We start from the raw sequence: 24581 nt of genomic DNA on the forward strand, positions 1-24581 counted from the left end.
GTAGTCCGCTTCTGATCCTCAGTGCTGTTGCCTTCTGAAAGCGACAAAACTCTCACACAACCCCGCATCGCTGCTATCCAACTACAGTCTCCATCTTTCAGCATCCGACTACACTGAGTTACCGCTGAATAGTTGGACAACACCATGTTGATTGGATACGCCCGTGTCTCAACCGACGACCAACTCCTCGATCTGCAACGCGATGCGCTGACGAAAGTCGGTTGCGAGCGCCTGTTCGAGGATACCGCCAGCGGCGCCAAGGCCGAGCGGGTCGGGCTGACTGCCTTGCTGACCACGCTTCGCCGTGGCGACACCGTGGTGATTTGGCGCCTGGATCGCCTCGGCCGCTCGCTGAAGGATTTGATCCGGCTGGTCGAGCAATTGGACGCCGCCGGCGTCGGCTTACGCAGCTTGCAGGAGAATATCGACACTGCCTCGATTGGTGGCCGCCTGGTGTTTCATCTATTCGGTGCCTTGGCCGAATTCGAGCGCAACCTGATCCGCGAACGTACCCAAGCCGGTTTGTCCGACGCGCGGGCTCGTGGCCGCAAGGGTGGCCGTAAGAAGCGGCTTGATCCGGCCAAACAGGAGCTGGTCCTACGCCTCTATCACGAGCGGCAACACACGGTGGCGGAAATCTGCCCATTCCTCCCCCTGAACAACTACTACGTGATGTCGAAGTAGCTGTCGATCTTATAGGAGAAGCCGCAAAGAGAAGGAAGGTGTACGAAAGGGCTCGATCAGATCGCAATGCGGCTCGAAAAAAACCGTTTCAGGCGACCTGACTCGTCCAATATTTATGCATGCTGCACCCTAGACGAACCGTGCTCGGCGGCATGCATTCTACTAGCTCACTCAAGGAGGAATCACGATGCCAAACGCAGACCTGCTCCCTTCCCTACTCTTCAAGATCAATCAAAACCAACCTGCCCTCGAGGCGGCCATTATGGAGCTCACCCTTTGGGTCGAGCAGCGTGGCTCCGGTGAGGTTGGAGGCAACGTGCGAGGCGCGCTGGAAACGATCAGCTAGAACGAAGAGTTCATCAACATGACGTTAGCGGTGCTCATGACGCCTGAGTGAGCGTCCGCAAAACGGAAGCCCGCATATCCGCGCCAGGGCCACATCCCTCCCGTCCCGGCAGCAAGAGCTTTCCGCTGTTGAGTTCCCCCCTTCGCTGTGGATGACCCATTGGGCGGTTCGGAGCCTTTGAAGGTTTTCTCCATGGCCTCGATAGCAACAACTTCGTGGCGTAGAAGACCACCTTCCCAGTACACGACCTCCATATCCTCAAACTCCAAATTCTTAAGCAAGAAACGTGCTTCAAAAGATCATGTGAGTGCCTTGGCTACTCGCGTCAGGATCACTTGAATTAAGTGATGTATTATCATGTTTGAAGTGGCCAAAGGGTCAAGCCTCTTCTGCTCTAGGGTTAAGGGAGAGCCGCCGAAGAGGCCAGCAAAGCCATTCAATTCGAAAAATTTTCAGTCCTACATAACCGTAATGACATCAACACCAAGAAGGTTCGACCCATGTCATTACAGTGCCCTCGCTGTCATTCCCCCAAAGTTGCCTCTTTCCATCACGCCATGAAAATCGGGGCAGCCATCGGCACCGTAGGCGGTGCCGCCCGTGGCGTCAGCGCAGCTCTAGCAGGTGGTCAGGCTGGTGCGCTTGTCGGCGCTATCGCCGGACCCGTCGGCATCACCCTCGGCTCAGTGTCAGGTGCCATCCTAGGCGGCCTGGCCGGCGGTGTCGGCGGCTGTGCGCTAGGCGCCCAATTGGGTGAGTCGCTCGATCGCCATGTGCTTGCCCACAACCTTTGCCTCGCCTGCAATCATCGCTTAAACCTAACAGCCTAATACCCTTACAAAATTCTCCGGCCAGTGCTGCGCTCGCGCAGCACTTATGCCGGCACGTCCAAAGGAATCACTCCCATGGCTCATCTTGTCGAACAAATGGAATACGTAGGCGCTACCCCTAGGCATGGTTTGGGTAACCGTCTGACGCAAAAACAACCACTTGAGGTCTGGCAGCGAGAAGCCGGTATGAACTGGTAGATCCAGGACAGCCCAGTGCATTTCAAGGCCGACACTGTCGGCAATCTAGGCACGATCCACTCCTTTCCGGAACAGAAGGTGCTGTACCGCTCCGACACCAAAGCCCCCTTGTCAGTGGTTTCCAACCGTTACCAGGTGGTGCAGCCCCGTGAGGTGCTGGAGTTTTACCGGGATCTGACTGAGGTCTCCGGCTACGAACTGGAAACTGCTGGGATACTCAAAGGTGGCCGCAAGTTCTGGGCGCTGGCCTGGACGGGACAGACAACCGTGCTGAAGGGCAACGATCAGGTGAATGGTTATCTGCTGTTAGCCACCTCCTGTGACGGCACGCTGGCCACCACCGCGACCCCGACTACCGTGCGTGTGGTTTGCAACAACACCCTGACCATCTCCCTGAACGGCGCTACTCAACTATTAAAGCGCCTGGTCAGCTTCTGCTGGCCGGGAGTTTTTATGCAGCACAGGAAAACATCATGGCAACGCAAACACTGCAAAACCCCAGCAGCAAACCCCGTCCAGCCTTGCGCCTGGTGGGCACCAAACAACTGCCCAGAGAGGATTGGCTGGCCGTACGTAAGCAAGGCATGGGCAGCTCAGATGCCGCAGCTGCCGTGGGCCTTACCCCTTACAAGTCCCAGCTGGAACTGTGGCTAGAGAAAACCGGCCGTGACACCTCACTGCCCAAACTCGATCCGCAGGATGAAGAGAGCCCAGCGTACTGGGTCAACATCCTGGAACCGATTGTGGCGGCCCACTACACCCAGCGCACCGGCAACCGGGTACGGCGAGTCAATGCCGTGTTGCAGCATCCTGATCCTCAACTGCCGTGGATGCTGGCCAACATCGACCGCGAGGTCATCAGCGCCGACGCTGTAAAGATCCTTGAATGCAAGACTGCCGGCATAAACGGGGCACGCCTCTGGAAGGAGGGTGTGCCCGAGTATGTGCAGTTGCAAGTCATGCACCAGCTCGCCGTGACCGGCAAGCAGGCTGCAGATGTGGCGGTACTGCTCGGTGGCCAGCACCTGGAGATCCATCGCATCGAACGCGACGAGTCGCTGATTGCTCGGCTGATCGACCTGGAGCGGCTGTTCTGGGATTACGTGGTCAGTGACACCCCGCCACCGGCCGATGGCACCGCTTCAGCGGAAGCCGCGTTGCGTTGCCTTTACCCCGAGGATAACGGCCAAACTCTGGATTTCAGTCAACACACGGAGCTGGCCAGCACCTACCTGGAGCTCAAGGCTGTTCGCCAGAACATTGCTCAGCAAGAGACGCGCGAGGTGCAGCTCAAGCAAGTCCTGCAGCAGGCCATGGGCGCAGCCACTCGTGCGGAGTTTGCCGAGGGCTACATCAGCTGGAAGAAGTCCAAGGACAGCACCGGGCTGGATGTCGAACAGATGCTCAAGGACAAACCCTACCTGCAGATCCGCTACGGCAAGACCCGCGAAGGCAGCTGCCGCTTTCTGATTGCCTGAATACACCCCCTCACTCAAGCCACCCGGACCGCTCACGTCCTGGTGGCTTTTTTATTTCCAGATCAAGGATAACCGCCATGCTCAAAGGTTTAGCAATCACCCCTCCTGTACTCGGGCGTATTTCCATCGGCAAGGTCGTCGAGAAAAACGGCAAACGTCTGCCGGAGAAAGACGATCAATTCACCATCACCTCGCAGGTACAAAGCCGGGACGGCTGGCTGCTGCACCCGCTCAATGAGGAACTGCGTAATGGCCAGGATGGCAAACTGCGCAGCATTCCGATCCGTTTGTTGTTCAACGAGCCGGACCTCAACTTTCGGGCTGACTACAGTCTTTTCGACCGTAACACCGGCCGGCCGGTGTGCGTCGGCAATGGTGAGACCTGTACCCACATGCGTGGCAATGAGTAACGGTATGGCTTCAATCAGCCAGAAGTCGAAGGTCTGCCGGCTTAATTTTTCGGTGAGCCCAATGCTCTCAAGCAATCACCAACAGCCGAGCCATCCAGTTTCAGTTTCAGTTTCAGTTTCAGTTTCAATAGGCTTCATAAAAACTGGCCAAGGCACGATGCTGACTACACGCCGGCGCTCTCTCGTGGGATTCATCATCCTGGCCGTCGGCCTGATCGGTCTCTCAACTCATTTGCTGTTGAAGTCAAAAATCCACCACTGGGAGACGAGTTTCTCGGAATACGTGCAGAATATTTCCAGTATCGTGCGCAATCAGCTGGATACCAATGAAGCGGTCTTAGCGGGCTTCTCGGCGTTTCTCCAAGCCGTCGACCAAAGCGACGCAGATGCTGCAGCCCGTTATGCCGCAGCCGTTTTAGCCGCTTACCCTCATATTTACATGCTTGAGGTCGCACGCGGGGTACCCATGTCCGAGCAGGCCGCTTTCGAAGCGCTGTTGCGCCGCACGTGGAGACCGGACTTTGAGTTCAAGCACTTCCCGAGCCTTACCCATCAACCTGCGCAACGCCAGGTAAATCTCAACGAGACATGGCCTGTGCTATTCATGTATCCGGTACTCTCGGCAGCCAGTGCGGTCTACGGCGTCAAACTGGAATCCGTCGGCTACCTGTCCTACGCGCTGTCCCGGACCCACAATAATCCGAAGCCTGTCGTATCGCCGGTGTTCTCGATGCATGAAGGCGAGAACGCATTCATTCTGATGCAGTCAGTCAGTCGACCTAAACAGACACGAGAGAACTCCAAGCCCAATTTTTTTGGCAGCACCATGGTAGCGTTACTCTTAGTCAAGACTACCGCAGGAGTAGTGTCTGTTTCCTGCAGTATCGGAGTCTCGCTATGCCCGAGTCATGGCCAGAGTCTCGATACGTTGTTTAAGTCTGCAGACCAGGCCATGTATAGCGTCAAACAACTGGGGCGGGAAGGGATTGCCTTGAGCGATAACAATGTCCGATAGACTGTCCTTGGCTACTGCTAGGGCTGTCATCGCCCCCCCCCTCCGAGCCACTTATTTTTTGTCTGCACTAAGCACTTGTACTCAGCTTTGGCTGCAGCCAAAGCCATGATTAGCATCACCAAGGGCCTTTGTGCTCGGCTTGCACAGATAGCTGGTTCTGTGAAAGAACGCAGTCTGTCCTTCCGGCTTACCGCAACTGACTCGCCTGCTCAGGCGGCAGCCAGACCAGCCCCAGCATCGGCACTAGACCGAACGCTTTACGTCGAGACTTTCGAGCCCCGGCTTGACGGTGGCGTAACCAGACTCTCGTCGCCTTGAGACACACCTCCAAGCCGGCCGAGGTCAGGACGAAGGACTTATGTTGTGCCTAATAACGATAGACGCTGGCTACCCCTCCTGAATCCGCTATGTTTTTAAGACGACTCGTAATGTACCAACGAGTTCGGGAGGGGGAAATGCAACACAGAGGGAGTCAATATTGGGCGTGGTCGGACTGTCAGCTTCCCAGTCAGTCACATGACGAGGAGCTGAGTGATGGAACGCAGGTCAATGCCCTGGTAAGGGTTTCCCGTCAAGGCGTAACACAACTCTTCATCGGCCTGTATGGCGGCGCGGGGAAGATGATAGTCGAGGAGTATTACGCTTCACTTTTAGACCAGACGACGAGCCAGGCGCTGGTCTGGGGGGTTAGTCGAGCCCGAGCACTGGCTACCGGCGCGGCTTCAGCGGAGCCCGAGAGGACTCGCTGGCAGACGTCATGATCAGCTATGAGTGCGGCGGCTCATGACGCCTTGTCGCCTGCGCCCTATTCATCCTCGGAGCGGGTGGCGATAACTCGTCCATCAGCTGCAGGCTCTGGGCGGTATCGATGCATGAAAAAGTTGGCAGAGTCATGATGAAGACAAGGCATAGGTCAGTTCTGGAGAGAGGGGCGTGAAGTGTTTACTTGCCCCCTTACTCTAACCTGACTGGACTGGACGCCAGGAATGGAGGTGCTGCATGGGTGATTGCGAATGGTTTGAACTGTCAGCCAAAGCTGCCAGTCCAGAAGGGCGCAATGCCGACTCGGACGATACCTTTTACTCTTCGGGACGCAACCAGCCTTGGAGTTTGCAGGTAAATAATGGCAACGCGCGTTACCGTGAGCCCACTGATGAGCAATATGCCCACCGCATATCGCCCTGTAATCGGCAGGACTAGGCCATGAGCGGCCATCAACGCCTTCGCCGCTACCTCATTTGGCGCGGCTCAATTTCTGCTATCGTCTTGCTCAGCCTACTGATAACGCTCAGTGCCTTGGCAGACCTGATCGCGCATCGATAAATCTGCCTGGTCAGACAGGCTCTTGCGAGAGAATCAACACGTAAGCAGGTAGAGCGTGCCCCCTATCACCGGCAGCCAAGGCGCTTTGTACTGCCCCCATCCTGCAATGCGGCTGCATGGGGCCAAGCAGACAAAGCAGTATTAGCGTGACCTGGCACTTCCCTTCTCCGCTTCAGCTCTGCAGCGCTCCGCAAAAATGGCTTGAGGATACCCTGATCATCACGGGCTCAACCTCAGGCTGCGGCGATGCTTAGTGCCAGACTTGGCGCGGCAACCTCACAGTACTTTCTCCGGTTTGTTCAGCCCAAGCTTTTCCATCCGATAACGCAACATGTCACGACTCAAGCCCAACAACCGCGCAGACTTGGTGACGTTCCAGTCGGTCTGGCTCAATACTGCTCTGATCTTGTTATTGGAGACTTCCGCCAGCGTCATGCTGTCCGAGGCATGAACGGGAGCGTCAACCTGTACTCGATGCTCATCGACAAGATGAGCAATAGCGGAATCGTCATTCAAGGTCGTGCACAACGTTAACTGATGAGCACCGATCACCTCGGTCGGAGTCAGCAGCACAGTCTGCTCCAGCATATTGCGCAATTCGCGAACGTTACCCGGCCAGCTATAACTCAGCAGCAGCGCTTGTGCATCGGCTCCGAAGCGCAGGCTGGGCTTGCCATAACGTTTGCCGTGCTGGGCTAAGAAGTGCTGAGCCAGCAACAGAACATCTTCGCCACGTTGCTGAAGCCGCGGTACCTTGATCGAAATGATGCGCAGACGGAAGAACAGGTCGCGCCGGAACTTACCCTGCTGAACCATCTGTTCGAGGTTGCAGTTGGTAGCGCTGATGATCCGCAAATCGACCTTACGTTCCTTCACCGAGCCGACCCGGCGGATGGTACGGTCTTCGAGCAGTTTCAGCAGTTTGGCCTGCAGCAGCAGGTCCATTTCACCAATCTCGTCAAGGAACAGTGTGCCGCCATTAGCGGCTTCGACCAGTCCCACACGAAGGTCTTTGGCGTCGGTAAAGGCGCCTTTTTCGTGACCGAACAGCTCGGACTCGATCAGGTTCGCGGGAATCGACGCACAGTTGAACTCGACGAAGGGGTCATTTCTGCGCGGGCCGTCGTAATGCAGGGCCCGCGCCACCAGTTCCTTACCGGTACCGGTCTCCCCCTCGATCAACACCGGTGGCAGGTCGCTGTTGTGCATACGCCGCTCAGCATCAAGCAACTTACTAATCAGACTTTTCATCGAAGCCATGGCCGGGGATTCGCCGATCAGCGCCAGGATGCCGGCGTTATGCGCTTCTTGCTTGTGCTGGCAGGGTGGAGTAGGTTCCAACCGCTCACTGTCTAGGGCCTTGTCGAGCAGCAATTTGAGCTCGGACAGTGCCACCGGCTTGCTCAGGTAGTGGAAGGCGCCCTCCTTCATGGCGGTCACCGCGTCATCCACAGAGCCATGACCGGTCAGCATGATTAGCTTCAGATCTGGGGTGTGATCTTTGAGCTTCTGGAGCAGTTGGTGACCGCTCATGCCGGGCAGCGCATTGTCGGTCAATACCAGATCCGGTTGAAACGACGGGAGTAGTTGCAGAGCCTCCTCGGCAGAGTGGCAAACCCTGACTTCAAAATGCCTGCGTTCCAGGTAGTTCTGGATATTGCTGGCCAGCAGCTCGTCATCCTCAACCAGCAGTATTCTGTGGTCCATATTGCCCTCGCACTACCATTTCGAACATTAGGTCTACATGGATTTCAGTTGTTTAGGAAGGCTCATCACTTCCCCCCACACGAGCCCAAGGACAAGGCCGATCTTTTTTGTAGCTCGATGAGGGCTGAAGGCAGGAGGCTTTGCGCAACGTGGGCTTTTTTACGGACGAAAAAAAACGGCGGGATGAAAGTCGCGCCGTTTTTTACTGATTCCGTTTCCATTGGGCCATCGTCCTGATGCATCGCACTCCTGCGATTTCCCTGACTCTCAACCGTGTTAGCCAGTGTCAATCCATCAACACGAGATGATATTAACTGGCCCGCGTGTAATTGGGCAGTGGGCAATTGCCTAAGCCATTGTAAGCAATTGCTTACAATGGCTTCCGAGGCCAGTCGCAGTGCGGTCATGGTCTTATGGACTGGGGGTCAGTATTGGGTACTCCTCCCCCACAAGGGGCCTGAGCAACTCCGTGCGCAAACCACTTGTGAAAATGGGGGGGCTTTTTACAGAGAGCCCAAAAAAGGGGAACTACCCCCACCCAAAAAATGCCGTGCTCCCAACCGCAGCAATAGCGGCAGCCAAGCCATTGAATAAATGGAGGTTTTTTTGTAACGCGCTCGCCTCTGCAGATTGGCGCAGCTTTTGCTTTATGCCAAAACAAAGTGGCAAATTGCCATTTCTGGGGGGGCTGGGCTGAAGCCGCCCATCAGGCATGGAGCGAGGTAAACGCTATGCACAACCATAATACGCAGCGCCGATCATCTCTTAACCTTTTCCGGCGCTCGAGCGTAGTGTCTGCGCTGCTGGGCACCCTCAGCCTGGTTGATGCCAGTGCGTCGCCTCTCGACGATGTCAGTCCGCCGCCACCGACCGACTCCTCGGCCTATACCAACCCTCGCACCGACGCCCAGGCGGCGTTGGAGGAGCTGAAAACGCTGCCGGAGGGCAACCATGGTTCACTCGCCCTCCCCAACGGTGAATACGGCGACAGAACAACCCCGCGCACTGAAAACGTCCTGCCTCCGGCGCAGCAGACGTCGTTCAACTACCCCACCAACGGAAAACCCAGTCCGCTGTTTGGCGCCCAACCTTTTACCCAGCAAATGCTGCTGTACGAAGAATTTGGCACAGATAAGCTCGATCCGACAGCCGAGGCCGGCACAATGACCTTCCCGGTTCCGACCACGGGCGCCGCCCCCGAGCAGGATCCCAACAGTGTCGCTCGCAGTGGCCCCTCAGGCTCGGCACTGGAGGCTTTCCTGCGCCAGCCGGGGCTGTCTCCGTTCCCGACGCAATATTCCAACGTATTGGACCGCAATCCCTGGAAAGCGCAAATCGAAGGGTTCCTCAACCGCCATCCGGTCGGTTCACCCGCCGAGGGACGGCCGCCAGGAAAAGGCTGGTCGCACCAACGCTGGAACGAGTTCTACCCCCAGGCTTCGATCAAGACGGCGCAAGCTGGCGCGCGGGTCAACCGGGGATTACGCGACAGCAAACAGATGCACGGCTACGCCAAGGGCGAATTTGGCCCGGGCGGGCTTTATCACAATACTGCCGGCATTGCGGCCACCGAGGGCTCGACCAAAGGGATCGGCATCCGTTTCCATCCGAATATGCCCATCCAGGACCATAAAACCCTGTGGACCTTCGACGGCACGCTGCCACCCAAACTGCTGATGGTCCGCTATGGGCAGCCGGTAATGATGCGCCACTATAACGCCCTGCCGATCGATCCGGCGGCGAACGGAGGCTTCGGTCTGCACACCCTGAGCACCCACGAGCATAACGGTCACAATCCGGCCGAGAGCGATGGTTATGCCAACGCGTTCTTCTTCCCGGGTCAATACTACGATTACCGTTGGCCGGTACAACTGGCCGGCTATGACACCATCAATACCGAGGCGAAGGACCCACGGGCGGCATTCCCCTGCGCACCGGGGGAAACACTCTGGGTCAACGACAGCAGTCCGGGCCTCAAGACTTGTGAAAACGGCAGCATCAAGATCCGTGGCGACTGGCGCGAAACCATGAGCACGCACTGGTTCCACGACCATATGCTCGATTTCACCGCCCACAATGTCTACAAGGGCAACGCGGCGATGATGAACTACTACAGTGCCCTGGATCGCGGTAATGAAGCACTGGAGGACGGTGTCAACCTGCGTTTGCCCAGCGGTTCGGCATTACCGTGGGGTAACCGCGACTATGACGTCAACCTGACGGTGGCCGACAAGGCCTGGGATCAGAGCGGCCAACTGTGGTTCAACCCGTTCAATATCGACGGTTTTATCGGCGACCAGATGATGGTCAACTGGCTGTATAAACCCTATTTTGACGTGCGTGCACGCAACTATCGCTTCCGCATCCTCAATGGGTCGGTGTCGCGCTATGTGAAGATCGCCGTGGTGCGCGAAATCCAGGGTAACGGCGGTGAGTTCCGTGGACCGCAGGGCTCCGGAGTGTCCTACGTCCGGGTACCGTTCCACATGATCGCCAACGACGGCAACATCATGGAGCATGCCGTCCCCTTCGACGGCAGCATGGACCTGAACGGCAATGGCGACCTGAAGGACGACAACGCCATCTTGCCGACGATGGCCATCGCCGAGCGCTACGACATCATCATCAACTTCGCCAAGCACGGGATTAAAACCGGCGACAAGATCTTTTTCGTCAACCTCATGGAGCACGACACGGGCAAGGGCCCCAGCAAGGACGCCGTCCCGTTAGCCGATGTGCTTTCCGAGAAATACAAGGCTGTCATCGATCAGACCAGCAAGGGCTCCAGATGGCGGGATGGCGACCCGGTGGTCGGCAAATTCCTGCAGTTGAACGTCAAATCCTACAGCGGTCAGGACCTGAGCATGGACCCGGTGGCCTATGAGCCGGCCAAGCCTGGCAAAGCCCCTGGCAAGAAAATGATCCCGCTGACGATCGATCGTGACGATCCGAACACCCAGGCCAAGCTTAAGCTGGCACGCCATCGCAGCTTTGAATTTGGTCGTTCCGACGGCACTGACACAGCCCCCTGGACCATCAAGACTGACGGTGGCTTTGGCTACTCCATGGATCCGCGGCGGATTTCGGCCGCGCCTCAGTTGGCCAATGGCCCGACGGACGCGGGCTTCAGTGGCGACGGTACCCTCGAAGTGTGGAAAATCAAAAATGGTGGCAATGGCTGGAGCCACCCGGTGCATGTGCACTTCGAGGAGGGGGTCATTCTCAACCGCGATGGCAAGGTGCCGCCGGAGTGGGAAAAATGGGCGCGCAAGGACCTCTACCGCGTCGGACCGGAAGTAGACAGCTCCGGCGAGGTCGAGATGGCGATCCGCTTCCGCGAGTTCGCCGGCACCTTCATGGAGCATTGCCACAACACCCAGCACGAAGACAGTTCCATGTTGCTGCGCTTTGACCTTGAGCACCCTGGTCAGTTCGAGCTGATGCCGTCGCCCATGCCGACCTGGGACGGTGTGGAGTACATCAGTTCCGCCGCGCTGCCGACCTTCCGTAATGAGGGCGATAAAGAGCCTGGCGAGGACGACAAGCCCAATCAATTGCCAGTGGGCGTGGCCGACAGCGGCACCACCAAAGCCGGCGTCCCGCTCACCGTCAACGTCTTGGCCAATGACAGCGATCCTGATGGTGACCTGCCGCTCTCTGTCGTCAGCCTGGGCCAGCCGGACTCAGGTCAGGGCAGCGTCAGCACTGACGGCACCCGGGTGACCTTTACACCGCCCGCCACGGTAAGCGAAGCCTACAGCGCGATCTTCGAATACAAGGTCAAGGATGCGCGGGGGGCTGTCTCGAGCTCGCCGGTCAACGTGAGCATATCGGTCACCCCGGTTGCTGTTGAGGTTGATCAAAACCTGAAGGTGACCATCGCCAACGTCGTCGTTCGCAGTAACAGCCGTTATGCCTGGGAGCTGGCTGGGACGAGTTCGCTGAAAATCGGCGACACCCTCACGATAACCGCATCGACTACCAGCGGAGCGTTGAACCTGGGCACTGCGCGGGTGTTGGTCGGTGGCCATTGGCGGCTGTCCGCCAGCACCACTGGCAGCGGACCTTCGCCGAACCCGACGGTGACGATCAAGTCGGTCAACGGCAAAGCCATCACCGCGCCGTTAACGGTTCGTTGAACCCGCCCCAACCTCCCGTTCAGCGCGACAGAAAGAGCCTGAATGGGAGGCTGGGGTGACGGGGCAATGAGCGCGGACCTGATACCCGGCGTTCATCATGGTCATCTTCTGGAGGTAAAAGGCATGGGCTGGAAAACCTGGGCAGCACTCCGCCGTTGGCTGCCGTTCCTTACGCTCTGCAGTGCTCAGTGGTCGCTGGCGGCCACCAGCGAAAACGACCCGGCTCAGCAATGGGGGCGGGACTACTTTCCCAACACGCCCCTGATTACCCAGGAGGGTAAGCCGGTACGCTTTTTTGATGACCTGATCAAGGACAAGGTGGTGGCGATCAACTTCATCTTTACCTCCTGTACCGACTCCTGTCCGTTGGAAACGGCGCGTCTGCGCCAGGTGCAAAAACTGCTCGGCGACCGGGTCGGCCGCGATGTGTTTTTCTATTCCATCAGCATCGATCCAGAAACCGATACCCCCGAGGTGCTCAAGCAGTACGCGGAGAAATTCAAGATTGGCCCTGGCTGGCAGTTTTTGACTGGCCAGAAAGACGACATCACCCTGTTGCGCCAAAAGCTCGGCCTGTTCATCAAGGGCGTGGACGATGGTCAAACTAAAGATCACAACCTGAGTCTGATCATTGGTAATCAGAGCACCGGGCGCTGGATGAAAGCCTCGCCCTTCGAGAACCCCTACGTCCTGGCAGACCGGCTAGGCAAAAGCCTGCACAACTGGAAGCTGGCAAGCACCCAGACCAATGATCACGCCAATGCTCCCACAGTGCGCTCGCCCAGCGCTGGCGAGCAAATCTATCGGACGCGCTGCTCCTCCTGCCATACGCTCGGTGATACCGAGCACGCCGGCATGCGCAGTATCGGCCCGGATTTGCTGGGGGTGACCCGGCAACGGGACCCGGCCTGGCTGACGCGCTGGATCAAGGAGCCTGACCTGGTGTTGGCGGAAAAGGACCCTTTGGCCATGCAGTTGTATGAACAATACAACCGCTTGGCGATGCCGAATTTACGCTTGGGCGAACTTGAGATCACCGCCGTGCTGACCTACCTGGAGGAAGAATCCGACCGCTTACAGCCTGAGGCATCCATCGCCCAGCAAAAACGCGACGAGTAGCCTCAACCAAGTCATCACGCCTCTAAAGAGCGACAACACCATGGGGGGGGCGGCAGCCATGCCAACTGTTACTAGCAACGGCAGCACTTGTTTACCAGTCATTCAAACCGCCTTGCGATATGGCGAAAGCAGATTCAGTTTCTGGAAAAGGGGCTTTATCAGATTCTGTCTCAAAGCCTTTCCACACAGAGGGGTCGTCAGAGCTTCGCCGAAGGGCAATCCAGCAGTGCGGTACAGCCGGGATTATTCAGAGCACTCCTGTATGCCACTCCTGACATTTTGTGTTATCGCCTTCTGAACATAACAATGTGCACTTGGGAGGCTTGCCGCCTAAGTTCAACGCTTTATGTACAGTCTATTACGACAAGGAACTCTCTATGATCATTCGTACTGTAGGGCTTGCCGCCCTGCTTGTTTGCGCCGTACCGAGCTTTGCCCATGAGTACAAGGTCGGCAATTTGCTGATTGAACACCCTTGGTCTCGGGAACTGCCGGTCGACCTTCCAGGGGGCGCGGCCTATTTCACCGTGCAAAATCAGGGCAGCCAAGCCGACCGACTGGTAGGGGTCAGCAGCCCTCGTGCGCAGAAATCCGTACTGCACGCCCAGGCCCCCAAAGATGGCCTGATGGATATGCAGCATGCTCCGGTCATGGACATCCCCGCCCATGCAGAGGTGATATTCCAGCCAGGGGCAAACCATGTGATGTTGTCCGGAATGGACCAGCCACTGAAAGCCGGTGAGCAGTTCCCGCTGACGCTTGAGTTCGAGAAGGCTGGCAAGGTTGAAGTGCAAGTCAAAGTCGAGCCAGCCGAAGCACAGACAAGCCACGACGCCCATAACGGCCACCGAACGGCTACCAATGGCGAATAGCGACCTGATGAAGGTCTCCACTCCACCGACGCAGGGAGTTTCATCACGCAAAGCACGCATGTAAGACATCAAAAACAAAAAGACAATAAACCGTTAAAAATAAACTACTTATAAGATTCGGCATAGGGGACTGCCTTTATAGGCCGTTGCCCTGCCACTCCGCCCGGCATGCGGGTCCGCACCGGGCGTGTTCGAGAGATTAAGGCTATGAAAGGCGTACCAATCCCAGCCTGTCGAACCACGCAATACTCAACACACGATTCAACTCAAAACGGCTATTACGCCATCTGCGATGAGCGTTACTGGCCACCCGCTACGCCAGCTGCTGGCTCACCCCAAGTGTCCGTAGCGCTCGATAGATCGTAGGACCGCACTACCACTACCAGCGCGGGATCGCTCTCAGTCGAGGTCGTATCCACTCGACCAGCTTACACACGAGGCAGGCCTTCAGAACCAAAAGTCAGGACCACACGAGCGTCGGGTGAACCAGCGGATATGCTGCTTGAATTGCGTCTGCGCTTTGTAGGAGGTTGCGCGCTTGACTTGCATTGGGCTATCCAAAACTCATAGCCCAGAAACTTGCGGCTAAACGCACTCGTCACTGCATTCTTACTCTCGTTGACACTCAAGTTCATGCAGCTTTTCATGCACCGTACTCGTTGCTGCCATTGGTGATACCCCACAGTTTGCCAACGGCCAACCGTTAGCCGCCTCGCCAGGACTTACGTCGAAGCTACACAGCTCCGGCGGTAACGATCGACTGCTTGGAGATGCTTCGCTTGCAGTCTTTGTGGCTCCCGTGAACGGGCTAATTTCATAAAGCTCGGTTTCCCGAAGTACACCGCAGAGTGCCTTACTAGTGCTAGTGGACCGGAGCAATCCCCCGCGACATCCAAGGTACGGTCGTAATAAGCTGCGCCCCCCATTACGTTGAGGCTGGTTCATGAAGCTGGTGGTTGGTTGCCTGCTGTCTTTCCTTACTTTCACGGCTGTCGCGGCAGACCTGCGCATGCTCACCGATAACCATCCGCCGCTGCATTTTCAGCAAGGCAATGAGCTGATTGGTTTTGGCGTGGATGTGGTGCGTGTTCTGGCCGAACGAACCGGCGATCATGTACACATGGAGCAGATCCCCCTGCTTCGCGCCCTGCGCATTGCCAGTACTGAATCAAACACGGCGGTATTTACCGTGCTACACACCGTCGAGCGCGAACCTCACTACCAATGGGTAGGCCCATTAATGGAGGTGGAAACGGCACTGTATGCGGAAAATGGAAACGCGCAGCCGGTGCTTAGTCTGCGTGAAGCGAGAGCAGTGGACCGGATCGCCCTACCGCGAAAATGGTTGGCCTATGAGTACCTGAAAAAACAAGGCTTTAGCAATCTGTATGGTGTGGAAACACCGGAACAAATGATGCAACTGCTACGCCTGGGACGGACCAATCTGGTTGTCGCTGATACGCTCACCATCGCCACGTTGGCTCATGAGGTCGGGCTAGAGCCAAACAAACTGAGCTATCAAATGCCACTGATGAAACAAGGGGCCTATATCGCATTCTCTCCGCGGACCGATGCTGGTCAGGTAGCACGCTGGCAGGAAGAACTTGATGAGATGAACCGCGATGGACGCCTGCAACAACTGAAGCAGCGTTGGCTGATCAATCACGCGACACGATAACGGCGCGACAGCCAGATCATACTCCAACAGGCCGTTGATGAGCCAAACGAAGCGTTGATACAGGCCGTCTTGCTTGTCCAGCCGCACAAGCGAAGTCGAGGTCGATCGCGGCCCAGAGTGTGTAAACGCCGCTTGCTGAAGCTCCTGAGTGTAGGCGCCAACGCCGAATTGACCACGTGCCGACGCAAGACTGACCCAACTCCAATCGGCAGAAATCCAGCACAGGAAATGGTTCGCGAGGAATCAGACTGGATCAGTGGCATCTCGGTAACTGGATCAATTCGGCGTCGGCGCCAACATCGAGCCAGGCGCACGCGGTACGTGGACCATATTGGAGACTATGGAAAAACACTTTGTAATAAACTAAAGAATAGGACTTAAAAAGATCACGCATTAATCCCCTGTACAAACCCATGAGTGGCGCACCGTTGCACCCATCAATAAATTCAATCACCTCACCCTTTCGATTGGTGTACCGAGCATTCCCCCCGGAATTAAGTGCAATCGTCGTGTGCCATGCAGGAGACCCCATGAACTACCACATCGTATCTACCCCCGACGGCTGGAATCTTCAAGCAGAGGGCTTCGAAGCGGCGCTGCTTGCTGCGCCGACCAAAGCACGGCTGCTGGAGCTGCTGTCGGAGTACATGGATGGGCGCACGGGCTCTGTGAAAATCTACACCGAAACTGGGAAAATTGAGGATGAGCGGACATACCCGCGCACCCATTTTTAACGTAAGGGCTGGCCGAGGGCTGGAAACTGCTGGCAGTGATTCCAGGGGGCCGCACCGGTTTCGAGTCTTACTATGAAGTTCGAAGCAAAGGACAATCGGTAAAAGAGGCTGGCAGGGCTGCGTTCAGGGCTGTACTGCCCTGGAAGTCAAACGTCTCCGGTTTACCTAGACCTCGCCGCCTGCGATTCTTTACAGCGAAACGACCAAACTCAATCAGCCGTGTCTTCGAGGCATTGAGGGATAAACCGAACCTGGCCAAGCGCTCCTGCGACTGCACCCGAAACTGCTGAGCCTGCCATTGCGTCCTGAAACCCACCACGCTGTCGTCCGCGTAGCGCACAACGATCCCATCGCCACACGCACGCCGCTGGCGCCACTGCCTTGCCCACACATCGGGACGTAGCAGGACTTGTCCTCCTGTCAGGTAAATGGCTGTTTCACCTCGCTGAGTCTTGGGACTGCCGCTATGCTTCCAGCGTTTGCGCCCTTCGGTACTGAGCAACACATCGCTGCGCCGGGCATCCAGGTACGACACCCCGAAGCGGTAATAACGAGGTTTTACTTCGTCATTGAAGTGAGTTTCGTACCCAGTCTCGGCCATGTAATTGGTCCCGAGGATATGTTGGGCACCCACATCAAACAGCCCGGTCCGATCGTCGAATGTCGTGTCATCCGCCACAAACGCTCCTGCCTGCACATAGGTTCGTGGGCCAGGGTTGAACCTGCCGCGCCCGCCCCAACCGGCGCCACCGCAGTTCCAGTGCTTTGCGGGAATCCGACACATCTCTGCTGTCGTTAACACCTTGCGTGCACCAGCCTCGGCTCGGCATCGACGCCGGAATGCGTTTCCCCAGTATCGGGACGGTTGTCACCTCTCGTTTTTGGCAATTCACCATAACGCTCTGAAGCGGTCGATCCCTATGAGCTGAGACTTACGAATTGAACTCAGCCTGAAACCGACTATCGTCACAGTGGATACCGTAGCATCGACAGGTAAAACATCTGCCTTTCCGGACCCGATTGGGCAACGCAGAAACCTGCTGTGAGAATCCAGGAAAAACGTTGGACGAAGGTCAAAGCTAACCATGTTGGGTCGTAGACAAATGGAATGACCTCACCGAGTTTGAGATCCGAATAAAGCAACCACTGCCAGCAGTTTCCCAGCAGGTGGACGGTGCAGGGATGTTCCGCGGGAGGCCTAACCATCAGGAGTGGAGGTCCATCCGCACATGTACGCCGACAATTTCAATCCGCAGGCTAAAACCTTCTATCGTCCAATCGATGCCGCCTTGCGATGGTGCGGCCTCGTACGTTATGAGGCAGAAATATTACAAGCCGCCTGGCACTGTCCGGAGAAGCTCGGGACCTTATTCCCTCAATGGCCCTGCCTTCACGCCAATACCGAAAAAATTTACGATGCGATGCGTAATGGCGAATTACCCTACGGCTACCTCGGTGTTTCGGTGCCAATGGGCAGTCCCTTGGAGCCTGGTCAGATAACGGTGCGCCATTCTGACTTACGCCTCTGGATGCAACGTTACTATCCCGATCAGCGGCCGGGATTTCTGTTCGAGTCCGTCAATGACACCCGTGAACAAATCAGCCCTGCGGCTTACCTTTTCCTCCAGGCAGAGCGTGATGCCCTCGTGCAAGAACGCAATACTCTGCAACGCCAGCTTCACGACGTTGAGGTCGACCTCCAAGCACTGGGACTGGAACAGAAAAGCCTCAACGCGTTAGTGAAGTCGCAGGGGCAACTCAGCGAGCGCAGCGAACACACCTACTTGCAAATCATTGGCGCCTTGACCTACACCGTCTTGGATTCATCACCGGCCGGCAAGCCCCTGTCCGTGTTCGAAAATCAAACCGCGATCGTCGATGCCGTAACCGCGCGTTTTACAGACACTCCCGGTCTCAGCAAACGAACGTTAGACGCAAAATTCGCCGCAGCCAATCGCATCCTCAAAAAAACCACCTGAACCACCGCATTGCACTGCAATCCCCTCAATTGCAGTGCAATGACGCCATCCCATTTCTGCTATTCAATTCAGGTCACTTCCCATCACGCGCCAGGCGGCGCCAGGAGTGACCAGCATGTCCAGTTCATCCACCCAGCTCGCTGACATCGTTCAACCCCCGACCGAACGCCACATCATGCGCCGCGATGAAGTGGAGCGAAAAACCGGTTTTAAACGGGCACACATCTACAACCTGATGAAGGAGGGGCGCTTTCCCCAAGCCAAGCGCATTGGCCTGCGTGCCGTGGGCTGGGACTCGTTGGAGATCGAGCGCTGGATTACCGAACGGCTGGCGCCGCAGGAGAGATGACCATGCGCGTGGTGTCGGTAATATCCACCAAAGGGGGGGTGGGCAAAACCACGGTGACCGCCAATCTCGGCGGCCTCCTGGCCGATGCCGGCCTACGCGTGCTATTGCTGGATCTGGACAGCCAGCCCACGCTGTCCAGTTATTACCCGCTGGCCCAGACCGCACCAGCGGGGGCCTATGAGTTGATCGCACTCAACCTGACCGATCACCCACAAATCATTTCCCGCACAAGGCTGAACAAACTCGACCTGATTCTCTCCAACGACCATCAAGGACAACTCAACACGTTGTTGCTGCATGCGCCGGATGGACGCCTGCGCCTGCGCAACTTGCTGGATGGCTTTCGCGATCATTACGACCTGCTGCTGATTGATACGCAGGGCGCGCGGAGCGTGCTGTTGGAAATGGCGGTCCTCGCCTCTGACCTGGCACTCTCCCCGATCAACCCGGAAATGCTCGCTGCACGTGAACTGAGTCGCGGCACACTGAAACTCCTCGGTGACCTGGAACCCTTCCGCCACCTCGGCATCGCCGTGCCGCCGTTGCGCCTGCTGCTGAACCAAGTGGACTTGGTTAGGCTGGATGCGCGGATGATCGTACGTGGATTACGCGAAAGCTTCCCAGCAGCCACCTCGACTGCAGTGCTGAACACCGTCATCCCCAATCGGGTGATCTACGTGAATGCCGCTTCATTGGGCTTGCCGGTTCACCGAATCGAGACGCACCGCCCGAGCGGCCGACGCTCGCCCTCAGCACTGGAAACCCTACAAGCCCTGGCCATCGAGCTGTTCCCCGAATGGCAGGCCGCTATCTCGACGGTCGGCCCCAGTGCGGAGAGGCCGTTATGACCATCGCCAACCTGACGCCCCCCTACTCACTCGAAGCGGAGCAAGGTGTACTCGGCGGGCTGATGCTGGACAACAGCACGTGGGATTTGCTGGCCGATCGGCTGACGGTCGAGGACTTTTTCCGCTCCGAGCATCGGGCGATCTTCAAAGCCATCGCGGTCCTGGCGCAGCAAAACAAACCTTTCGACGTGGTGACCCTGTTCGAGCAACTCACCGATCAGCCCGAATGGGGTGGACTCGCCTACTTGGGCGAGCTGGCCAAAAACACGCCCTCAGTGGCCAATATCAAGACCTATGCCGAGATTGTTCGCGAACGGGCCCACCTGCGTCGACTGATCCAGCTCGGGTTCGCTTGCAGCCGCGAAGCCGCCGAACCGCAAGCCAGTAGCCAATGGGTCCAGGAGCAATTCGAGCAACGGTTGTTCGCGCTGGGTCAAATGCAACAACGGCAAGAATTCGTCGATCTGAATCACTGCCTACTGGGTGTGATCGAGGAGATCGACCAGCACTTTAACAGTGGCGAGATCACCACCGGCGTCCCCAGTGGGCTGGTCGAGCTGGACCTCAAGACCGCCGGTTTTCAGCCGGCCGACCTGGTGGTGGTCGCGGCACGCCCGTCGATGGGTAAAACCAGTTTGGTGCTGAATTTTGTCGAAACCGCCCTCGCCGCTCGCCCCGGCGCTTCGGTGCAGATCTACAGCCTGGAAATGCCGGCCCGGGCGCTGGTGTATCGGCTATTGGCCATTCTGGGGCATCTCTCGCTGGCCAATCTCATGAAAGGCCAACTGAGCGACAACGATTGGCCACACCTGACGGCTGCCGCGGCCAAACTGCAGGGCTATGGGGAGCGTTTGATCATCGACGACAGCCCGGCCTTGACCTGCATGGCGTTGCGCTCCCGTGCCCGGCGCGCGGCTCGCCGCTTTGGCCCGCCGGCCCTGGTGATGGTCGATTACCTGCAATTGATGCGGGCACCGGGGCGCGAGACTCGCAATCTGGAGATCGCCGAGATATCCGCGGGTCTCAAGGCGCTGGCCAAGGAGCTGAATTGCCCGGTCATCGCTCTCTCCCAGCTCAACCGATCATTGGAGCAGCGCAGCAACAAGCGCCCGGTACTGGCTGACCTGCGCGAATCGGGTGCCATCGAGCAGGATGCCGACCTGATCCTCTTCGTCTACCGCGATGAGGTGTACCACCCTGAGAGCGCCGATCGCGGCACCGCCGAACTGATCATCGGCAAGCACCGTAATGGGCCCACCGGCTTCCTGCGGGTCCTGTTCATGGCCGAGCAAACCCGCTTTACCTCCCTGCATGCCAACAGCGCTTGGCAAGGAGTCTCCTGATGCGTCAAGCCCTTCCAAAAACCTGCCTACCGACCCGACATCCGCTGTCGGATGTTCTGGACAAAGAATACTGCACCGTGGTGTTTCGTCTGCGAGGCGGGCGCCCGACCATGAGCGAGTTTCTGTTCGAACTGTCCCAGTACGTTGAACGCTCGGAGACCGTCGAAATAGTCCGCTTCCAAGTCGGTGATGACTTTGGTCACCCACACGCATGAGGCTTGCCGAATGAAAAAGCCGACTCAGGAGGACATCACCGGCAAGCTGCTGGCCGGCCACTTCGCGCACCGCCTTGAGGTGGATCAAGCCGTCGACCCTATCGTCGATACGCCTATGCTGGTCACTCTGGAGCAGCTACGGCCGTATGAACACAACCCGCGTTTCCTTCGTAATCCACTGTACGACGATCTGAAGGCCTCCATCCGCGAACGAGGTTTGGATCAGCCACCCCCGATCACCCGCCGTCCCGGCGAGGCGTCCTTCATCATCCGTAACGGTGGTAATACCCGCCTGGCGATTCTCGGCGAGCTGTGGCATGAGAGCCGTGACGAACGTTTTTTTCGCATTCACTGCCTGTTCAAACCCTGGAGCAATGAAGTCACCGCCCTGCTCGGTCATCTGGCCGAAAGTGATCTGCACGGTCAACTCACCTTTATCGAACGGGCCCTGGCGGTCGCCAAACTCAAAGCGATGTTTGAACAGGATGGCCCCTCGCTGCCCCAACGCGAATTGGCCTGCCGCCTGGCAGCAGGGGGTTATCCGATTTCACAGTCGCACCTCAGCCGGATGCTCGGCACCCTGGAACACCTGCTGCCGGCCATTCCACAAGTGCTCTATGCCGGTTTGGGAAAGCCCCAAGTCGAGCGCCTGATTAGCCTACGCAACCAGGCCGAGCGGACCTGGAACCGCTACCCGTCAACCGCCTATGCATTCAACGCGTTCTGGCTCGACACCTTGACCAGTTTCGATGCCGAACCGGAGGGCTTTGATGTCGAGCGTGTTCAGGATGAACTCCTTGAGCGGATGAGCCAACTGCTCGGACAGTCCTACCGAATGTTGGCGTTGGAGCTGACCGACAGCCAACACCCCCAGCCGCTACCAGGCATCGTGGTGAGCCCATTGCCCGAACTCGGCCAATCCTCGAACCCGCCCGCGTCAGCCCCACCCGCTCTCGAATCTCGCTCCTCCTCCCCTGATTCTCGGCTTCCCAATGATGAAACAACAGCGAAGTCATCTGCGCATACGGACGTCCCCGCCCAGATAGCGCCGTCACCCAATCCTCTTTCACGGGTACAGCACATCCGCGAATTGATCGCCCGCGCAACCATGGACGAGCCGTTGTCAGACGTTGATGAACATGCTGTCGGCCCCACTCCAGCCCAAGCTGACAGGTTTCATTCGGTGGACAATCTCTGGCACATCGAACCCGCGCACGACACACCCGAACAGCTACGATCCGCCATCTTCAACCTGGCACAGGACCTAGCGAGTTACGCCGGACAGGCCGACAGCGTGGTCGAACAACTGGACGGGCTCGGCTATGCCCTGCGAATGGAACCGTTCGAGCAGAGCTCACCCCGGGCCACCGGCATTCAGCTGCTGCTGACCGCCCTGTTGCGCGCTCATGACGAGGTCCAGTGGGAGGATTGTCGACAACTGCCCTCGGCCCTGTTCGGACAGCTGCTCATTGGCGCCTACGAGGTCCCGCTGAATGATCGCCCCGCCCTGAACGTGGGCTTGGAGCGGCTGCCTGACGAACAGTTGATCCAGCTCTTTCGCCTTATCCGCCTGGCCCGACGGCTGATCGATCAAACGCTTGAACCTTCGCTCGCCCCTCCGGAGGAACTGTCATGAGCCTGTCCTTTAACCTACTTAATCAGGCCATGCTGACTCAAGTGCTGCATGAGCTGCGCCAGGGCAACCTGCAGCGCTGCAAAGCGTTAGGCTTGGGCGAAGACGATCTCACCCTGTTGCAAGCCTTACCGCCCACCACCTTGTCGCGCCTGGCCCACGCCAGCGTGTCCTGGGTCGAAATCCGCATCGATTCACCGGTGCTGAGGCGCCTGATTGAGCAAGCTGATCGCGATGAACAGAACGAACGACTGATCAACCGGGCCCTCAAACTGGGCGCCAGCAGCACCATCATGTATCAGTGCTTCGGCTTGGCCCATTCGGAAACCGCCATGCGTCGCCGACTGCTGAAGATCGAAACCCGTAAGGGCCGTCCTCATCACCTCAGCGAAGCGCAAGAGCATGCGCTCTGGCGGCGCTGGTGCCAGTTGCGTGAGCAGGAAGGTGCCGAGGATCAACTCGACTCCATGATGATGCTGGCCGAAGAACAACAGATCAGTCTGGTGATGGTCTGGCAGCAAATCGCGCAACACAGCCCTCAGCCGTGAATGCTATGGCGACCTCCCGATGGCAACGGGTGCTGCAACAGTGCGCCCGACAGTTAGACGATCAGTGGCCTGCCCGTCCTCCGCCCCCCAAAGCTTCCGTCTACGGCCTGCAGGCCGGCTTTCTGTACAGCGGCCAATCCCTCGATATTGTGCCACGTCGCCTGCTGCTGGACAGTCGCTTGACGCCGCTCGAGCGCAATGCCTGGCAGGTGTTGCGCTTGTTATTGGACGGCCAGGGCTTGGCCACACCCCGCTATCAAGATTTACAGCCTTATTTGTCGACTGTCCCCTATGGCCCGGTGGCCTCTCGCGAGACCATCGCACGCGTGCTCACCGTGCTCAGGCTCACCCGCTGGCTCAGCCTGGTGGCGCGCGGACGCGACCCCACCAGTGGCCGTCTGCAAGGGTCGCTGTATGTGCTGCACGACGAGTCGCTGACCCCAACCGAAGCCATGGAACTGGATCCGGACTATTTAGAGCTGCTCGGGCATTGCCTCGGTCATGCCGCCAAGAACGTTCGTATTGTTGCCCAGCACGTTCTGGAGGAGGTCCAGCGGGATACCGACATTGATCAGCGCCGGCTGCCCACACGGCTAGAGGTCTTGACCGAACGGTTGGCCGAACACGAATTGGATACACCCACGCCCGACGCCCCCCTGCACGAATCCGAACGGGGCAACCTCTCCGTCGTTCGGATTCGTGCAACCCCCAGTTCGGAGTCCGAACCAGGTCTGCAACCCAGCATTCACGGCAGCGTTCGGAATCCGAACGCTGCCTGTACTGTATTAAAAGCATGTATTAGTACTGTACAGCACGTGAGCGCGGGTATGGAAAAGCCCCGCTTGCAGTGGCCGGCTGCATTGCATCTGCGCCCAGAGGAGCAACAGGCCGCGCTCATTGCGTTGAATAAACTGGAGCCCAGTGATCGCCAGGCGGTGTTGAACGAGGCTGGAGCCCGCTGCGCGGCCGGTGGCATACGCAAACCCACCGCGTACCTGATGGGCCTGATCCAGCGTGCGCTACGCAGTGAATTCCATCCCTGGGCGGGTCAGGCAGAACCTTCACTTGCCGTCAGCTCAGGCCAGGCTGCCGCACCACCACCACCACCACCACCACCACCACCACCACCACCA

22 protein-coding genes and 2 pseudogenes are annotated in these 24581 nt (G+C 57.8%); 21 read left to right on the plus strand and 3 right to left on the minus strand.

The genetic code is table 11. The features are described 5' to 3' along the window. The first annotated feature begins 144 nt into the window (after nucleotides 1–144). The 7 genes and pseudogenes from QMX93_RS09570 (at nucleotide 145) to QMX93_RS09600 (ending at nucleotide 4961) form a co-directional block, all read left to right on the plus strand. Nucleotides 145–684 carry a recombinase family protein gene (locus tag QMX93_RS09570; RefSeq protein ID WP_282355095.1) on the plus strand — a complete coding sequence of 180 codons (540 nt, stop codon included), beginning with the start codon at nucleotides 145–147 and terminating at the stop codon, nucleotides 682–684. A gap of 187 nt (nucleotides 685–871) precedes the next feature. Next, on the plus strand, nucleotides 872–1030 hold the full coding sequence (locus tag QMX93_RS09575; protein ID WP_282355098.1) for a hypothetical protein: 159 nt from the start codon (nucleotides 872–874) through the stop codon (nucleotides 1028–1030). 500 nt (nucleotides 1031–1530) lie between these two features. Continuing rightward, a complete protein-coding gene (locus QMX93_RS09580; RefSeq protein WP_282355101.1) occupies nucleotides 1531–1860 on the plus strand; it encodes a hypothetical protein in 330 nt (109 codons plus the stop codon). Between the two features lie 75 nt (nucleotides 1861–1935). Next, nucleotides 1936–2478: pseudogene (locus QMX93_RS09585) on the plus strand (DUF932 domain-containing protein); the annotation flags it as partial. A 53-nt stretch (nucleotides 2479–2531) separates the two neighbouring features. Then, complete coding sequence (locus QMX93_RS09590) at nucleotides 2532–3536, plus strand: lambda-exonuclease family protein (RefSeq protein WP_282355103.1); 1005 nt, start codon at nucleotides 2532–2534, stop codon at nucleotides 3534–3536. Nucleotides 3537–3613: 77 nt separating this feature from the next. Further along, nucleotides 3614–3922: pseudogene (locus tag QMX93_RS09595) on the plus strand (hydrolase or metal-binding protein); the annotation flags it as partial. A gap of 28 nt (nucleotides 3923–3950) precedes the next feature. Beyond that, nucleotides 3951–4961, plus strand: a complete 1011-nt coding sequence (locus QMX93_RS09600) for a CHASE domain-containing protein (RefSeq protein ID WP_282355105.1) — start codon at nucleotides 3951–3953, stop codon at nucleotides 4959–4961. Nucleotides 4962–5042: 81 nt separating this feature from the next. On the opposite strand, the gene QMX93_RS09605 is transcribed toward QMX93_RS09600, so the two are convergent. After that, nucleotides 5043–5174 carry an inovirus-type Gp2 protein gene (locus tag QMX93_RS09605; RefSeq protein ID WP_349016338.1) on the minus strand — a complete coding sequence of 44 codons (132 nt, stop codon included), beginning with the start codon at nucleotides 5172–5174 and terminating at the stop codon, nucleotides 5043–5045. A 242-nt stretch (nucleotides 5175–5416) separates the two neighbouring features. On the opposite strand from QMX93_RS09605, the gene QMX93_RS09610 reads away from it, so the two are divergent. After that, nucleotides 5417–5722, plus strand: coding sequence for a hypothetical protein (locus QMX93_RS09610; protein WP_282355107.1), 306 nt, complete (start codon nucleotides 5417–5419; stop codon nucleotides 5720–5722). An 838-nt stretch (nucleotides 5723–6560) separates the two neighbouring features. Here QMX93_RS09610 and QMX93_RS09615 read toward each other — a convergent pair. After that, a complete protein-coding gene (locus QMX93_RS09615) occupies nucleotides 6561–7991 on the minus strand; it encodes a sigma-54 dependent transcriptional regulator (protein WP_282355109.1) in 1431 nt (476 codons plus the stop codon). Nucleotides 7992–8722: 731 nt separating this feature from the next. Between QMX93_RS09615 and QMX93_RS09620 the strand changes: the two genes are divergently transcribed. From QMX93_RS09620 to QMX93_RS09640, 5 genes are all read left to right on the plus strand, one after another. Beyond that, nucleotides 8723–12130: an Ig-like domain-containing protein gene (locus QMX93_RS09620; RefSeq protein WP_282355111.1), complete on the plus strand. Its 3408-nt coding sequence runs from the start codon at nucleotides 8723–8725 to the stop codon at nucleotides 12128–12130. A 66-nt stretch (nucleotides 12131–12196) separates the two neighbouring features. Then, nucleotides 12197–13249, plus strand: a complete 1053-nt coding sequence (locus tag QMX93_RS09625; protein ID WP_282355114.1) for an SCO family protein — start codon at nucleotides 12197–12199, stop codon at nucleotides 13247–13249. Nucleotides 13250–13626: 377 nt separating this feature from the next. Continuing rightward, nucleotides 13627–14121, plus strand: coding sequence for a copper chaperone PCu(A)C (locus QMX93_RS09630; RefSeq protein WP_282355118.1), 495 nt, complete (start codon nucleotides 13627–13629; stop codon nucleotides 14119–14121). Between the two features lie 943 nt (nucleotides 14122–15064). After that, nucleotides 15065–15799 (plus strand): transporter substrate-binding domain-containing protein, encoded by a 735-nt coding sequence (locus QMX93_RS09635; protein WP_282355120.1) that lies wholly within the window; start codon nucleotides 15065–15067, stop codon nucleotides 15797–15799. A 530-nt stretch (nucleotides 15800–16329) separates the two neighbouring features. After that, nucleotides 16330–16533 (plus strand): DUF2188 domain-containing protein, encoded by a 204-nt coding sequence (locus QMX93_RS09640; protein ID WP_282355122.1) that lies wholly within the window; start codon nucleotides 16330–16332, stop codon nucleotides 16531–16533. 70 nt (nucleotides 16534–16603) lie between these two features. Here QMX93_RS09640 and QMX93_RS09645 read toward each other — a convergent pair whose 3' ends face one another. Beyond that, entirely contained in the window at nucleotides 16604–17317 is a 714-nt protein-coding gene (locus tag QMX93_RS09645; RefSeq protein ID WP_349016339.1) for a carbohydrate porin, read from the minus strand. Nucleotides 17318–17762: 445 nt separating this feature from the next. Between QMX93_RS09645 and QMX93_RS09650 the strand changes: the two genes are divergently transcribed. From QMX93_RS09650 to QMX93_RS09685, 8 genes are all read left to right on the plus strand, one after another. After that, nucleotides 17763–18512 (plus strand): hypothetical protein, encoded by a 750-nt coding sequence (locus QMX93_RS09650; RefSeq protein ID WP_282355126.1) that lies wholly within the window; start codon nucleotides 17763–17765, stop codon nucleotides 18510–18512. A gap of 115 nt (nucleotides 18513–18627) precedes the next feature. Beyond that, nucleotides 18628–18861, plus strand: coding sequence for an AlpA family phage regulatory protein (locus QMX93_RS09655; RefSeq protein ID WP_282355128.1), 234 nt, complete (start codon nucleotides 18628–18630; stop codon nucleotides 18859–18861). A gap of 2 nt (nucleotides 18862–18863) precedes the next feature. Next, on the plus strand, nucleotides 18864–19709 hold the full coding sequence (locus QMX93_RS09660; protein ID WP_282355131.1) for a ParA family protein: 846 nt from the start codon (nucleotides 18864–18866) through the stop codon (nucleotides 19707–19709). After that, entirely contained in the window at nucleotides 19706–21052 is a 1347-nt protein-coding gene (dnaB, locus tag QMX93_RS09665; RefSeq protein WP_282355133.1) for a replicative DNA helicase, read from the plus strand. The genes QMX93_RS09660 and dnaB overlap by 4 nt, the downstream gene beginning before the upstream one ends. Further along, complete coding sequence (locus QMX93_RS09670) at nucleotides 21052–21267, plus strand: hypothetical protein (protein ID WP_282355135.1); 216 nt, start codon at nucleotides 21052–21054, stop codon at nucleotides 21265–21267. The genes dnaB and QMX93_RS09670 overlap by 1 nt, the downstream gene beginning before the upstream one ends. A gap of 10 nt (nucleotides 21268–21277) precedes the next feature. Then, nucleotides 21278–22903 carry a ParB family protein gene (locus QMX93_RS09675; protein WP_282355138.1) on the plus strand — a complete coding sequence of 542 codons (1626 nt, stop codon included), beginning with the start codon at nucleotides 21278–21280 and terminating at the stop codon, nucleotides 22901–22903. Next, nucleotides 22900–23448 (plus strand): DUF2857 domain-containing protein, encoded by a 549-nt coding sequence (locus QMX93_RS09680; RefSeq protein ID WP_282355141.1) that lies wholly within the window; start codon nucleotides 22900–22902, stop codon nucleotides 23446–23448. The genes QMX93_RS09675 and QMX93_RS09680 overlap by 4 nt, the downstream gene beginning before the upstream one ends. Further along, nucleotides 23445–24581 (plus strand): STY4528 family pathogenicity island replication protein (locus QMX93_RS09685; RefSeq protein WP_282355142.1); only part of this gene is annotated, 1137 nt, incomplete at its 3' end. The genes QMX93_RS09680 and QMX93_RS09685, both read left to right, overlap by 4 nt.

The organism is Pseudomonas sp. PS01303, from assembly GCF_029959385.1.
Taxonomy (GTDB): domain Bacteria; phylum Pseudomonadota; class Gammaproteobacteria; order Pseudomonadales; family Pseudomonadaceae; genus Aquipseudomonas; species Aquipseudomonas rustica.